The sequence below is a fragment of the Janthinobacterium svalbardense genome (assembly GCF_002327145.1).
GTDB classification, from domain to species: domain Bacteria; phylum Pseudomonadota; class Gammaproteobacteria; order Burkholderiales; family Burkholderiaceae_D; genus Janthinobacterium; species Janthinobacterium tructae.
This window is the reverse complement of record NZ_CP023422.1, coordinates 4,545,106-4,557,146: the sequence shown is the minus strand read 5'-3', so window position 1 is coordinate 4,557,146 and position 12,041 is coordinate 4,545,106. Positions and strand designations below refer to the sequence as shown.

The following is a 12,041-nucleotide window of genomic DNA, read 5'->3' as shown; positions in this document are numbered from 1 at the left end:
CTCAGGCGAGGGTGGCGGCCAGCATGTTGCGCAAATTGCAGTCGCGCTGCCAGTCGCGCCGCTCCTGCGTGCTGCCGGCCAGCGCTGCCAGTTCGTCCACGCTGAGCGCCTGCTGCGCCTGCACCATGCGGTGCGCCAGGCCGCCGTCGGGCAGTACGGTGCCGAAGAAGGCCACGTTGTCCTCGCGCTGGATCAGCAGCGTGGGGAAGTTGTCGATGTCAAGGTCACCCACCACGTCGGCCTGGTCTTCGATGTCGATCCAGACGAAGAGCGTGTCCGGGTGGCGCGCGGCCAGTTCCTCGAACGTGGCGCGGTAGCTGCCGCAGGTGCCGCACCATAGCGCACACAGGCAAGCCACGGTCCAGCGTGGGCAGGCCAGGGCTGCCGCGACGTCGGCGCGGTTATCGGTCGTGAGGGTCAGGCTGTGCATGCTCGTATCTATTAGTGGACGGATGGGCGCGGGGCGCCCGATGCGCGTATTCTACCGCGCCCGGCCACGCCAGTCCCGAGAATGCATGCGCTTGTTTATCGGTGTTTTTTGATGCAATCGCCCTTTCTGGTGGATAATGCTGATAATTGCGCGCTGATTACGCTGGTCCATGCTGTTTCCTGGCCCCGCAGCCTGACCCCCTCCAGTCTGTTTTCATGCCCTGCCCGGTGTCAGCGCTCCCGCCTTTGTTTATTTTTATTATGGAATTAGCCAGCTTATGTTGAGTTACCGCCACGCCTTTCACGCGGGTAATCACGCCGATGTGTTGAAGCATTATGTGCAGATTCAGTTGTTGCAATATCTGAATCAAAAAGATACCGCCTATAGTTATATCGATACCCATTCCGGCGCGGGTGTGTATGCGCTCGACGGTGGTTATGCCGCGAAAAACGCGGAATACGAAACGGGCATCGCGCCCCTGTGGGACCGCACGGACTTGCCAGCCTCGCTGGCCGAGTACATGAAGCTGATCAAGGAAATGAATCCGAGCGGCAAGATGCGCTACTACCCGGGTTCGCCGTACTGCGCCGACAAGGTCAGCCGCGAGCAAGACCGTCTGCGCCTGTTCGAGCTGCATCCCGCCGATGCCAAGATTCTGGCTGACAACTTCCGCAAGGTCGAGGCGCATGCGCTGGCCCAGGGCGAGCGTCCTAGCGTGCGCGGCAAGCGCGTGCTCATCACCAAGGCTGACGGCTTCCAGAGCCTGAAAGCCCTGCTGCCGCCGCCATCGCGCCGTGCGCTGGTCCTGATCGACCCGCCGTATGAAGACAAGATGGATTACCGCAAGGTCAAGGACACCCTGGCCGACGCCCTCGTGCGCTTCCCGTCGGGCATCTACGCCGTCTGGTACCCGGTGCTGCAGCGCATGGAATCGCGCCAGTTCGCCGACAAGCTCAAGCAACTGCCCAGCTCGGACTGGCTGCACGTGACCTTGACGGTCAACACGCCGTCGCCGGACGGCTTCGGCTTGCACAGCAGCGGCATGTTCATCCTGAACCCGCCGTACACGCTGGAGCCGATGTTGCGCGAAGTCATGCCGTACCTGGTCAAGGTATTGGGCCGCGATGATGGCGCCAAGTTCGTATTGGAAACGGGTAAGGGCGGTCAAAAGAATACCGGTACCAGAAGAGTCTGAGGACACCTGACCAAACCTACTGCGCGTCGGTATAGGCGGCCTGCGATGCTCACCGTACTAGAGTACGGTTGCGCTTCTTAGCCACCTCTCCCTTCCGCTCGCTACGGTTTTGTCAGGTGTCGTAACTATCGTAGTTGAACAAAGTAAACGCCACGGCAAATATGTTCGTGGCGTTTGTCGTTTACTGTCCCAACAACAAGAACACGGTCGGTTTCTTGTGGAAGTCCGGTGCCTTACCTGCCGCCAATTGTTTCTTCCACTGCGCGCCATTCCACGTTTGCACGCTTTCCGTGTCCAGGCTCAGGTCGGTGGCGACGCAGATCAGGGTCGACGGCGCGCATTGGGCTACCAGCGCTTCGAGCATGGCGGCGTTGCGGTAGGGCGTTTCGATGAATAGCTGGGTCTGCTTTTCATTGCGCGACCGGCTTTCCAGTTCCTTCAGGCGCTTGGCGCGCAGGGCTGCATCGGTGGGCAGATAGCCGTTGAAGGCGAAGCTCTGGCCATTCAAGCCGCTGGCCATCACGGCCAGCAAGATCGACGACGGGCCCACCAGCGGGCGCACTTTAATGCCGTGCTGATGCGCCAGGCGCACCAGGTCGGCGCCGGGGTCGGCCACGGCGGGCACGCCCGCTTCCGAGACGAGACCCGCATCGCGCCCCGCTAGCAGCGGCGCCAGCAAGCCGGCCAGCGCTTGCGCCGGGGTATTGACGTTGAGTTCGGAAATCGTGATTTCCTGCAGCGGTTTGGCCAGCGGATGCTGGTTGCCGATCAATTTCAGGAAGGCGCGCGCCGTCTTGGCGTTTTCCGCAACGAAATAATCGAGCTGCGAGGTGATTTGGCGCACCTGCTCGGGAATGATGTGGGATAGCGGATCGATTGCGCCTTCGGACAGGCCGAGGTGATTGGGGATCAGGTACAGGGTGCCGGTCATATTCTTCTTGTCGGTAATTAAATGGTAAAAAACGCCACGCCCGCCTTGCGCAGCATGCCCGTCAGGGCGATCAGCGGCAAGCCGGTGAGGGCGGTCGGGTCGGTGGTGGCGATGCATTCGAGCAGGGCGATGCCCAGGCCTTCGTTCTTGGCGCTGCCGGCGCAATCATACGGTTGCTCGATGCGCAGGTAGGCGTCCAGTTCGGCATCGGGCAAGTCGCGCACGGTGACGCGGGTCTGGATATCTTCCACTTGCGCCGCGGCGGGCGACTGGCGTCCGTCGAGCAGGCACAGTGCCGTATGGAACACGGTCTCGCGCCCGCGCATGGTTTGCAGTTGCAGCAGGGCATTGGTATGGTTGCCCGGCTTGCCGATCTGCGCGCCATCCAGGGTGGCGACTTGGTCGGAGCCGATGACGAGGCTGCCAGGGTAAAGGTCGAGCACGGCCTGCGCCTTGGCCTGGGCCAGGCGCAGGGCCGTGGCGCTGGGGCTTTCACCGGGCAGCGGGCTTTCGTCGAGATCGGGCGCGGCCACCTCGAAAGGCAGGCGCAGGCGTTGCAGCAATTCCTTGCGGTAGGTCGAACTCGATGCAAGAATCAAGCGCAATGGGGCGGAAGTTGGTATCATTCGGTAGTGGATGGCGGCCGGCATGGCCGCGCTGGTCGATGTCAGTGGAATGTCACGTAGTTCCAGGGCGCAGAGCCCATAACTGAGGCTCCATGCGGCATGACGGTGTTGATGAAGTTGTCATGTTTATGGCAAAGATTGCGTCAAAAAAGATGCTTAGCCTTTGACTCCGTGCTCAAAACCCTGTTATTATCGCAGGTTTTCCGGGGAAATTTTCTACCAATGAATGCTTTTGTGATCGACGCCTTTGATTTTTGTCGTATCAGCGGGAGCCGCGAGGGTGTAACTCCTGTCGCTGAAATGACCCGGTTGACCAAGGATTGTGCAGATGCTTCCGGCGACATCGCCTGGAAGATCGTCGGCGGCACCAGCAAGCTGGGCTACCCACAACTGACCTTGTCGGTCAACGGCACTGTTCAGCTGGTTTGCCAGCGCTGCCTGACTCCGTATGCTTACGCAATTGATTCGACGACTACTCTGATGCTGGGCAAGGATGACGAGCAGGCGGACGAGATCGAAGAAATCATCAACGATGAATCGATCGACGTGATCGTCGGCAGCCGCAGCATGGATGCCGCGGCCCTGATCGAAGATGAAGCCTTGCTGGCCCTGCCGCAGGTGCCCAAACACGACGTCTGCCCCGATACGGCGCAGCTCGATGCTCTCAAGACTGAAAAGCAGTCGCCGTTTGCGGCACTGAAGGACTTGAAGCCAGAATAATTTTTGTATTTTGTAGTACGTAAAAGACGTGTCAAACGCGTGTTGTAATCGAGTATGGCAAGTGTAGTGAAATGTAATTGTAATAAACGATGTCGGTCCGGGCTATTTTCGGGTAGTCTTTGCCGCTGGGATACTCGATTCGCATGTATTTGCCAATCGATTGTGCTAAAATTTTAGAACTTATGTATTAGGAGTCATCATGGCAGTTCAACAGAACAAGAAAACCCCTTCCAAGCGCGGCATGCACCGTTCGCACGACTTCCTGGTCGCGCCGCAATTGAGCGTCGAGCCAGTTACCGGCGAAACACACCTGCGTCACCATATCAGCCCTAACGGCTTCTATCGTGGCCGTAAAGTGTTGAAGACCAAAAACGACGAGTAATCGACGTTTTTGTTGGGTAAGATGAAAGCGGTGTTGCGTGGTTATTCGGCGTGGCGCCGCTTCTTCTTTTTTATCGGCTGCAATTCATCTTGCGCACCCGTCATTTTGAATCACGCTGTCCAGGTCTGTGCATGACATGCTGCGCCCTGCATATGCTCCAGTCCGATTCACATCTTGCCGCACGCCCGCAGCGGTATTGAATCAACACAAATGACAATCAAAATTTCTATCGACTGCATGGGCGGAGATCATGGTCCCTCAGTCACTATCCCTGCAGCAATTTCCTTCGTAAAACATGAGCCTGAAGCCGAACTGATCCTTGTTGGATTGGAAGACGTGATCCGTGCCGAACTGAAAAAACATAAAGCCGACACGCATCCGCGCCTGTCGGTATTGCATGCCTCCGAACAAGTTACGATGGACGATCCCCTGGAAGTGGCCCTGCGCCGCAAGAAGGATTCCTCCATGCGCGTGGCCATCGAACAGGTCAAGAGCGGCGCGGCGCAAGCCTCCGTTTCCGCCGGTAATACGGCAGCCCTGATGGCCGTGTCGCGCTATGTCTTGAAAACCATGTCCGGCGTCGACCGCCCGGCCATCTGCAGCATCTTGCCGAATCAAAAGAACGGCCCGACCTACATGCTGGACCTGGGTGCCAACGTCGATTGCGAACCGCATCACTTGCACCAGTTCGCCATCATGGGCTCCGTGCTGGTGTCCGCCATGGAAGGCATAGCCCGCCCGACGATCGGCTTGCTGAACGTGGGCACGGAAGATATCAAGGGCAATGAAGTGGTGAAACTCACCGCGAAGCTGTTGCAGGCCGACCACGAGCGTGGCGCGCTGAACTTCTACGGCAACGTGGAGGGCAACGATATCTTCAAAGGCACCACCGATATCGTCGTCTGCGACGGTTTTGTCGGCAATGTGACCCTGAAAGCCATCGAAGGCCTGGCGCGCCTCATGAAGGACGTGCTGACTACCGAATTCAAGCGCAATCCGATCACCATGCTGGGCGCGCTGATCGCCCGCGGGGCCCTGAAAGCCATCGGCAACCGCCTGAATCCATCGCGTTACAACGGCGCCAGCCTGCTGGGCTTGCGTGGCCTCGTCTTCAAGAGCCATGGCAGCGCCGATGCCTATTCGTTTGAATGGGCCTTGCGCCGCGCCTTTGACGCGGCAAAAAATGACGTGCAAGCACAGCTGGCCAGCCTGATCGCCGAGCTGATGCCGCGCACGCCAGTACCGGACGAACCTACTTCAACAAGCTCTACCATTTAGTGGACGGGTACTTGCATGACTGTTTTTAGCAAAACTTACAGCAAAATTATCGGCACCGGCAGCTACTTGCCGGAGAAGCGCGTCACCAACCAGGACTTGACCGAACAGCTCGCCGCCAAGGGCATCGAGACGTCGGATGAATGGATCTTCTCGCGCAGCGGTATCTCGGCGCGCCATTACGCGGCACCAATGCAAAACTCCTCGGACCTGGGCGTGGAAGCGGCCAAAAAAGCCCTGGAGATGGCGGGCCTGAGCGGCAACGATCTGGACCTGATCATCGTCGCCAGCTCGACCCCCGATTTCTTCGGTAGCTTCCCCAGCACCGCCTGCATCGTGCAGAGCAAGCTGGGCATCACGAACAACTGCGCCGCCGTCGACGTGCAAGCCGTCTGCAGCGGTTTCGTGTATGCAGTCGCCACGGCCGATAGTTTTATTCAATCTGGCATGCACAAGAATGTGCTGGTGATCGGCGCCGAAGTGTTTTCGCGCATCCTCAATTTCGATGACCGTGGCACCTGCGTGCTGTTCGGTGACGGCGCCGGCGCCATCGTCATGACGGCCTCCACCGAGCCAGGCATTCTGGCCACCAAGCTGCACGCGGACGGCCGCCACTCGAACATCCTCAGCGTACCGGGCAGTGTGGCTGGCGGTGCGTTGGCCGGCAGTGCCTTCCTGTACATGGATGGCCCGGCCGTGTTCAAGCTGGCCGTGTCCGTGCTGGAAAAGGTCGCGCACGAAGCATTGGCGCACGCCAACATGACGGCGGACCAGATCGACTGGTTGATCCCGCACCAGGCGAATATCCGCATCATGAACAGCACGGCCAAGAAGCTTGGCTTGCCGCTCAACAAGATGGTCGTCACCGTCGACCAGCATGGCAACACCTCGGCCGCGTCGATCCCGCTGGCGCTCGACATCGCCGTGCGCGATGGCCGTGTCAAGCCGGGCGACAACGTCATGATGGAAGGCGTGGGCGGCGGCTTTACCTGGGGCGCCGTGCTCGCAAGAATGTAAACTGGTTAGTACCGGGGTCAGACCCGCTGGGTCTGACCCCAGCCTTTGCCTTTTGGGTAAAGAAACTACTTTACGGCAACTCGAATACCAAAAATTCAAAACGGAGTCACCATGACACAATTTGCATTTGTTTTCCCAGGCCAAGGCTCGCAAGCGATTGCGATGCTCGACGGCTTCGCCGGCAACCCCGTGGTGGCGCAAACCGTGGCCGAAGCGTCGGACGCCCTGCAATTTGACCTGGGCAAGCTGATCGCCGAAGGTCCGAAGGAAGAGCTGGATCTCACCACCAACACGCAACCCGTGATGCTGACGGCGGCCGTGGCCTTCTATCGCGCCTGGCTGGCAGCGGGCGGCCCCGTGCCGAACGTCGTGGCCGGCCATAGCCTCGGTGAATACTCGGCGCTGGTCGCCGCCGGCGTCATTTCGTTCAAGGATGCCGTACCGCTCGTGCGTTTCCGTGCGCAAGCCATGCAGGAAGCCGTGCCCGTGGGGCAGGGCACGATGGCTGTCGTGCTGGGCCTGTCGGATGACGACGTGCGCGCCGCCTGTGCGGAGGCGACGGCGGAAAACCCGGCCCTGGTGGTCGAGCCCGTCAATTTCAATGCGCCTGCGCAAGTGGTCATCGCCGGCCATACGGCGGCCGTCGAGCGCGCCTGCGAACTGGCCAAGGCCAAGGGCGCCAAGCGCGCCATGAAGCTGCCCGTCTCGGCGCCATTCCACTCGTCGCTGCTCAAACCCGCATCCGACCGTTTGCGCGAGTATATGGCCGGCCTGACGTTCGCCGCACCGCAGATCGCGCTGATCAACAACGTCGATGTGGCCATCGTCAACGATGTCGCCGGCATCAAGGATGCGCTGGTGCGCCAGGCAGCGAGCCCCGTGCGCTGGGTGGAAACGATGCAGAAAGTGGCGCTTGAGGGCATCACGCAAGTGATCGAATGCGGTCCGGGCAAGGTCCTGATGGGCCTGGCCAAGCGCATCGATCCCGTGCTGGTGGGCGACGCCATCGTCGACCAGGCATCGCTGGAACGCATTTTGACGCAGCTCAAATAAACATCAGATTGCGGCAGCCTGCCTGCCGCACTTGCTTTAAAGGATACTCATGAATTTAGCAAATCAAGTCGTGCTGGTCACGGGCGCCTCGCGCGGCATCGGCCGTGCCATCGCCACCGAACTGGGCAAGCAGGGCGCCATCGTGGTCGGCACCGCCACCTCGGAAAGCGGCGCGCAAGCCATCACCGATTACCTGGCCGCCGAAGGCGTGGCGGGCAAGGGGCTGGTGCTGAACGTGACCGATGCGGCGCGCTGTGCGGCCGTCGTCGACGAAGTGCAGAAAACCTACGGCAGCCTGTCGATCCTCGTCAACAATGCGGGCATCACGCAAGACCAGCTGGCCATGCGCATGAAGGATGACGAGTGGGATAGCGTCATTTCCACCAACCTGTCGGCCGTCGGACGCCTGTCGCGCGCCGTACTGCGTGGCATGATGAAAGCCAAGGCTGGGCGTATCATTAATATTACGTCGGTGGTGGCTTCGTCGGGCAATCCGGGACAAATGAATTACGCGGCGGCCAAGGCCGGCGTGGAAGGCATGAGCCGCGCCCTGGCGCGCGAAATCGGCAGCCGCAACATTACCGTGAACTGCATCGCCCCCGGCTTCATCGATACCGACATGACCAAGGCCCTGAGCGAAGAGCAGCACGCGGCCCTGTTGACGCAAATTCCCCTGTCCCGCCTGGGCAAACCGGAAGACGTGGCAGCGGCGGTGGCCTTTTTGGCCTCGCCACAAGCGGCGTATATCACGGGCACGACCCTGCACGTGAACGGCGGAATGTACATGAATTGATGTGAAAGCTAGACAGGGCGGGCGTTTGTGGCATGATTCAACGGTCGTTTTTGTCTATAATCGCATCTTTTAGCAGCAGCTTCGGTCGAATTAGCAGCAGACACCGAAATTAGTATTCGGACGCGCAAACCTGATAAAATGCGCGCACTTTCCGTAACACACACTTTGGAGCCATAACATGTCGGATATCGAACAACGCGTTAAGAAAATCGTCGCTGAGCAACTGGGCGTTGCAGAAGCAGACATCAAAATCGAATCCTCCTTCGTCGACGATCTCGGCGCCGATTCCCTGGACACCGTGGAACTGGTCATGGCCCTGGAAGACGAATTCGAAATGGAAATCCCTGACGAACAAGCTGAAAAAATCACCACCGTGCAACAGGCGATCGACTACGCCACCGCACACGTCAAGGCCTAAGCCTGTTTGACCGACTTCAGGAGAATCGCTTGAGCCGTTCTAAAAACCGTCGTGTTGTTGTAACCGGCCTGGGCTGTGTTTCACCTGTCGGCAATACTATTGCCGAGGCGTGGAGCGCAATTACCGAAGGTAAATCCGGCATTGCCACGATTACCAAGTTTGATGCATTGCCCTTCACCACGCATTTTGCCGGTGAAGTCAAAGGTTTCAATATCGAAGAGTACATCTCCGGTAAGGAAGCCCGCCACATGGATACCTTTATCCATTACGGCATGGCTGCAGGCATCCAGGCGATGCAGGACTCCGGTCTGGAAGTGACCGAGGAAAACGCCGAGCGCATCGGCGTGATCATCGGTTCCGGTATCGGTGGCTTGCCGCTGATCGAGGAAACCAAATCCGAGTACGAAAAGCGCGGTCCGCGCCGTATCTCGCCATTTTTTGTGCCTGCCTCGATCATTAACATGATTTCTGGCAATCTTTCGATCAAATATGGTCTGAAGGGTCCGAACCTGGCGATCGTGACGGCGTGTACCACCGGTTTGCACAGCATCGGCGCTGCCGCGCGCATGATCGAGTACGGCGATGCCGACGTCATGATTGCCGGCGGTGCTGAATCGACCGTGTCGCCGCTGGGCCTGGGCGGTTTCGCCTCGGCACGTGCCTTGTCGACCCGCAACGACGATCCGGCAACGGCATCGCGTCCGTGGGATACCGACCGCGATGGCTTCGTGCTGGGCGAGGGTGCTGGCGTCATGGTGCTGGAAGAGTATGAGCAAGCGGTGGCCCGTGGTGCCAAGATTTATGCCGAAGTGCATGGTTTCGGGATGAGCGCAGATGCTTATCACATGACCTCGCCGCTGGAAGATGGTAGCGGCGGCAGCAAATCGGTGATCGCGGCCCTCAACAACGCAGGCTTGAACCCGGATCAGATTCAGTACCTGAACGCGCACGGCACGTCGACCCCGCAAGGCGACGTGGCGGAAGTGATGGGCATCAAACGCACCTTCGGCGAGCATGCCAAGCATATGGTCGTCAACTCGACGAAGTCGATGACGGGCCATTTGCTGGGCGGCGCGGGCGGTCTGGAAGCGGTGTTTACGGTCCTGGCATTGCACCATCAGGTGTCGCCACCGACCATCAACATCTTCAACCAGGATCCCGCTTGCGATCTCGATTTCTGTGCCAACACGGCGCGGGATATGAAGATCGATTATGCAGTGAAGAATTCGTTCGGCTTCGGCGGAACGAATGGCACGCTGATTTTCGGTAAAGCGAAATAAGCAGGAACTTTCAAGCGCTCACTACGGTCAAACCGTAGTGAGCGCTGATTCGGTGCCAACGTTCGTTGGTGCCTGAATTTGCCCGGCATGGTGCCGGCGCGCCTGATGTTTTTCCCTTTGAGTTGGCAATATGTCGATCGCGGTAGCGGCTGTCATTCGCACGCCTGTCTGTTTGCGCCTGTTGCAAGCGGTGCTGGGGCTGTGCGCGGTGCTGGCCGCCTGGCCCTTGAGCGGCGCGTGGCATGTTGCGGCCCTGTCTGGCCATGGCCCCGGCTTCGGCCAGTTGGTGGGCGGTTATGCGCTGGGCTGGCCCGCTGCGCTATCGAGTGCGGCTGGCGGCGTGTTTTTGCTGGCTTTGCTGCGCCAGCGCAGAAAGCCGCAGGTGCTTGATATTTCGCCGGTCGGCCAGTTGCGGCTGGCGGTATATCTGGAGCATGGCGGGGCGCCGTCCGGCGCTGGGCCGCTGGTGCCGCCGGTGCTGCGCCTGTTACCGGGCTCGACCCTGTGGCCCTCGCTGCTGGTGCTGTGCCTGGCCGATGCCGCAGGGCGGCGCACGCAGGTGCTGGCGCAGCGTGGCAGCGCTTGCGCCACCTTCCGCCCGCTGGCCGTGGCGTGCCGGGCCATCGCGGCGCGCAGTGGGGAAGAATAACGCAGTGGGGGAAGAATAAAAGTGGGGCGAACACTGAACTTCTTGCAGCGGGCCAACTCTATATCCATACAGGCGCCCACGCTGCATGCGAACAGGGACATCGGGCGTGAGGACAGAGCGCGAGTATGATCAGTTGCTGGTCGAGCGGGTGCAGGCTGGCGACAAACGGGCATTCGATGTGCTGGTATCGAAATATCAGCGCCGCTTGATGCGCCTGGTGTCGCGACTTGTGCATGACCCGGCGGAGGCCGAAGATGTGGTGCAGGAAACCTTTATCAAGGCATACCGGGCGCTGCGCCATTTTCGCGGCGATGCCGCCTTCTATACCTGGTTGTATCGCATCGGCATCAATACGGCGAAGAATTATCTCGTTACGCAGGGGCGGCGCGGCGCCACGTCCAGCGACGCCGACGCCGAGCAGGCGGAGTCCTTCGATGACGGCAATAAATTGCGTGACAACAATACGCCCGAATCGGTACTGGCCAGCAAGCAAATTGCAGCCACAGTCAACGCGGCCATGGAGGTGCTGCCCATCGAACTGCGCACTGCCATCGTGCTGCGCGAGATCGAGGGCCTCAGCTATGAAGAAATCTCGGAGATCATGGCGTGCCCCATCGGCACCGTGCGCAGCCGTATTTTTCGTGCGCGCGAAGTGATCGCCGAGAAATTGAAGCCATTGTTGGATATGCCGATTGACAAGCGCTGGTAATCTGGGGAGTATGAGGTTGGCATGGCTGCGTCCGGTTCCGCGCCGACCCTCTTGAAATGGCAGGACCCATCATGGATACGCATACACGATTGCACGAGACGATTTCCGCCCTGGCCGATGGCGAGCTGGCGGCGAGCGAACTCGAACTGGCTTTTGCCGCCCTCGACACGGATGAGGGGCGGCAAGCCTGGGATGCCTATCGCCTGATCGGCGACATGCTGCGCTCGGAGCAGTGCGGCCATGCCCTGAGCACCGAATTCGACGCGCGCCTGACGAGCCGCCTGGCCGCCGAGGCGGCGCCTGACGAGCCGGCTGTCCACTTGCCACTGTCCGTTGCCATCGTGCCGCCGGGCGCCGCCGAGCCGCTGGAGGCGGGACCGCTGGCGCAACGCTAGCGCTGCCGTATCTGCGGCATCTTATGCCAGGCGGGTCTTGACTCTTAAGCTGCTCCTGGCCCTCTTGACACTGGACTTCGCTACGATTGACACTGTGTGCAGGCAATATCTTGCTTTTGCGATATATTGTTGCATTGTTTGCTATGCGCGCTACCAGGTGTGGTTGCC

15 protein-coding genes are annotated in these 12,041 nt (G+C 59.9%); 12 read left to right on the top strand and 3 right to left on the bottom strand.

Annotation, left to right across the window (positions count from 1 at the left end):
* Position 1: 1 nt before the first annotated feature.
* A complete protein-coding gene (locus tag CNX70_RS20150; RefSeq protein WP_096236458.1) occupies positions 2 to 430 on the bottom strand; it encodes a thioredoxin family protein in 429 nt (142 codons plus the stop codon).
* A 277-nt stretch (positions 431 to 707) separates the two neighbouring features.
* On the opposite strand from CNX70_RS20150, the gene CNX70_RS20145 reads away from it, so the two are divergent.
* Positions 708 to 1,625 (top strand): 23S rRNA (adenine(2030)-N(6))-methyltransferase RlmJ, encoded by a 918-nt coding sequence (locus CNX70_RS20145; protein WP_096236456.1) that lies wholly within the window; start codon positions 708 to 710, stop codon positions 1,623 to 1,625.
* A 181-nt stretch (positions 1,626 to 1,806) separates the two neighbouring features.
* On the opposite strand, the gene CNX70_RS20140 is transcribed toward CNX70_RS20145, so the two are convergent.
* Entirely contained in the window at positions 1,807 to 2,556 is a 750-nt protein-coding gene (locus CNX70_RS20140; protein ID WP_096236454.1) for an SAM-dependent methyltransferase, read from the bottom strand.
* Between the two features lie 17 nt (positions 2,557 to 2,573).
* Complete coding sequence (locus CNX70_RS20135; RefSeq protein ID WP_096236452.1) at positions 2,574 to 3,182, bottom strand: Maf-like protein; 609 nt, start codon at positions 3,180 to 3,182, stop codon at positions 2,574 to 2,576.
* Between the two features lie 222 nt (positions 3,183 to 3,404).
* On the opposite strand from CNX70_RS20135, the gene CNX70_RS20130 reads away from it, so the two are divergent.
* The 11 genes from CNX70_RS20130 to CNX70_RS20080 all read left to right on the top strand — a co-directional run bounded on the left by CNX70_RS20130 (position 3,405) and on the right by CNX70_RS20080 (position 11,873).
* Positions 3,405 to 3,902, top strand: coding sequence for a YceD family protein (locus CNX70_RS20130; RefSeq protein WP_071076474.1), 498 nt, complete (start codon positions 3,405 to 3,407; stop codon positions 3,900 to 3,902).
* A gap of 199 nt (positions 3,903 to 4,101) precedes the next feature.
* Complete coding sequence (gene rpmF / locus CNX70_RS20125; RefSeq protein WP_010399517.1) at positions 4,102 to 4,284, top strand: 50S ribosomal protein L32; 183 nt, start codon at positions 4,102 to 4,104, stop codon at positions 4,282 to 4,284.
* A 210-nt stretch (positions 4,285 to 4,494) separates the two neighbouring features.
* The gene (gene plsX / locus CNX70_RS20120; protein ID WP_071076475.1) at positions 4,495 to 5,562 is read left to right on the top strand and encodes a phosphate acyltransferase PlsX; all 1,068 of its coding nucleotides are present in this window, start codon (positions 4,495 to 4,497) and stop codon (positions 5,560 to 5,562) included.
* A gap of 15 nt (positions 5,563 to 5,577) precedes the next feature.
* A complete protein-coding gene (locus CNX70_RS20115; RefSeq protein WP_096236450.1) occupies positions 5,578 to 6,576 on the top strand; it encodes a beta-ketoacyl-ACP synthase III in 999 nt (332 codons plus the stop codon).
* A 111-nt stretch (positions 6,577 to 6,687) separates the two neighbouring features.
* Positions 6,688 to 7,629, top strand: a complete 942-nt coding sequence (fabD, locus tag CNX70_RS20110; RefSeq protein WP_096236448.1) for an ACP S-malonyltransferase — start codon at positions 6,688 to 6,690, stop codon at positions 7,627 to 7,629.
* Between the two features lie 49 nt (positions 7,630 to 7,678).
* A complete protein-coding gene (gene fabG, locus CNX70_RS20105; protein WP_096236446.1) occupies positions 7,679 to 8,422 on the top strand; it encodes a 3-oxoacyl-ACP reductase FabG in 744 nt (247 codons plus the stop codon).
* Between the two features lie 178 nt (positions 8,423 to 8,600).
* Positions 8,601 to 8,840 carry an acyl carrier protein gene (acpP, locus tag CNX70_RS20100; RefSeq protein ID WP_008449912.1) on the top strand — a complete coding sequence of 80 codons (240 nt, stop codon included), beginning with the start codon at positions 8,601 to 8,603 and terminating at the stop codon, positions 8,838 to 8,840.
* 29 nt (positions 8,841 to 8,869) lie between these two features.
* Complete coding sequence (gene fabF, locus CNX70_RS20095) at positions 8,870 to 10,120, top strand: beta-ketoacyl-ACP synthase II (protein WP_071076479.1); 1,251 nt, start codon at positions 8,870 to 8,872, stop codon at positions 10,118 to 10,120.
* 130 nt (positions 10,121 to 10,250) lie between these two features.
* Entirely contained in the window at positions 10,251 to 10,769 is a 519-nt protein-coding gene (locus CNX70_RS20090) for a hypothetical protein (protein WP_096236444.1), read from the top strand.
* Between the two features lie 85 nt (positions 10,770 to 10,854).
* Positions 10,855 to 11,478: an RNA polymerase sigma factor RpoE gene (gene rpoE, locus CNX70_RS20085; protein WP_167389695.1), complete on the top strand. Its 624-nt coding sequence runs from the start codon at positions 10,855 to 10,857 to the stop codon at positions 11,476 to 11,478.
* A 71-nt stretch (positions 11,479 to 11,549) separates the two neighbouring features.
* The gene (locus CNX70_RS20080) at positions 11,550 to 11,873 is read left to right on the top strand and encodes a sigma-E factor negative regulatory protein (protein ID WP_096236440.1); all 324 of its coding nucleotides are present in this window, start codon (positions 11,550 to 11,552) and stop codon (positions 11,871 to 11,873) included.
* Positions 11,874 to 12,041 lie beyond the last annotated feature (168 nt).

Bases quoted from the DNA above. Each gene is read 5' to 3' on its own strand.
- CNX70_RS20150 (WP_096236458.1), bottom strand. From the start codon at position 430: ATGCACAGCCTGACCCTCACGACCGATAACCGCGCCGACGTCGCGGCA.
- CNX70_RS20145 (WP_096236456.1), top strand. From the start codon at position 708: ATGTTGAGTTACCGCCACGCCTTTCACGCGGGTAATCACGCCGATGTG.
- CNX70_RS20140 (WP_096236454.1), bottom strand. From the start codon at position 2,556: ATGACCGGCACCCTGTACCTGATCCCCAATCACCTCGGCCTGTCCGAA.
- CNX70_RS20135 (WP_096236452.1), bottom strand. From the start codon at position 3,182: ATGATACCAACTTCCGCCCCATTGCGCTTGATTCTTGCATCGAGTTCG.
- CNX70_RS20130 (WP_071076474.1), top strand. From the start codon at position 3,405: ATGAATGCTTTTGTGATCGACGCCTTTGATTTTTGTCGTATCAGCGGG.
- rpmF (WP_010399517.1), top strand. From the start codon at position 4,102: ATGGCAGTTCAACAGAACAAGAAAACCCCTTCCAAGCGCGGCATGCAC.
- plsX (WP_071076475.1), top strand. From the start codon at position 4,495: ATGACAATCAAAATTTCTATCGACTGCATGGGCGGAGATCATGGTCCC.
- CNX70_RS20115 (WP_096236450.1), top strand. From the start codon at position 5,578: ATGACTGTTTTTAGCAAAACTTACAGCAAAATTATCGGCACCGGCAGC.
- fabD (WP_096236448.1), top strand. From the start codon at position 6,688: ATGACACAATTTGCATTTGTTTTCCCAGGCCAAGGCTCGCAAGCGATT.
- fabG (WP_096236446.1), top strand. From the start codon at position 7,679: ATGAATTTAGCAAATCAAGTCGTGCTGGTCACGGGCGCCTCGCGCGGC.
- acpP (WP_008449912.1), top strand. From the start codon at position 8,601: ATGTCGGATATCGAACAACGCGTTAAGAAAATCGTCGCTGAGCAACTG.
- CNX70_RS20090 (WP_096236444.1), top strand. From the start codon at position 10,251: ATGTCGATCGCGGTAGCGGCTGTCATTCGCACGCCTGTCTGTTTGCGC.
- rpoE (WP_167389695.1), top strand. From the start codon at position 10,855: ATGCGAACAGGGACATCGGGCGTGAGGACAGAGCGCGAGTATGATCAG.
- CNX70_RS20080 (WP_096236440.1), top strand. From the start codon at position 11,550: ATGGATACGCATACACGATTGCACGAGACGATTTCCGCCCTGGCCGAT.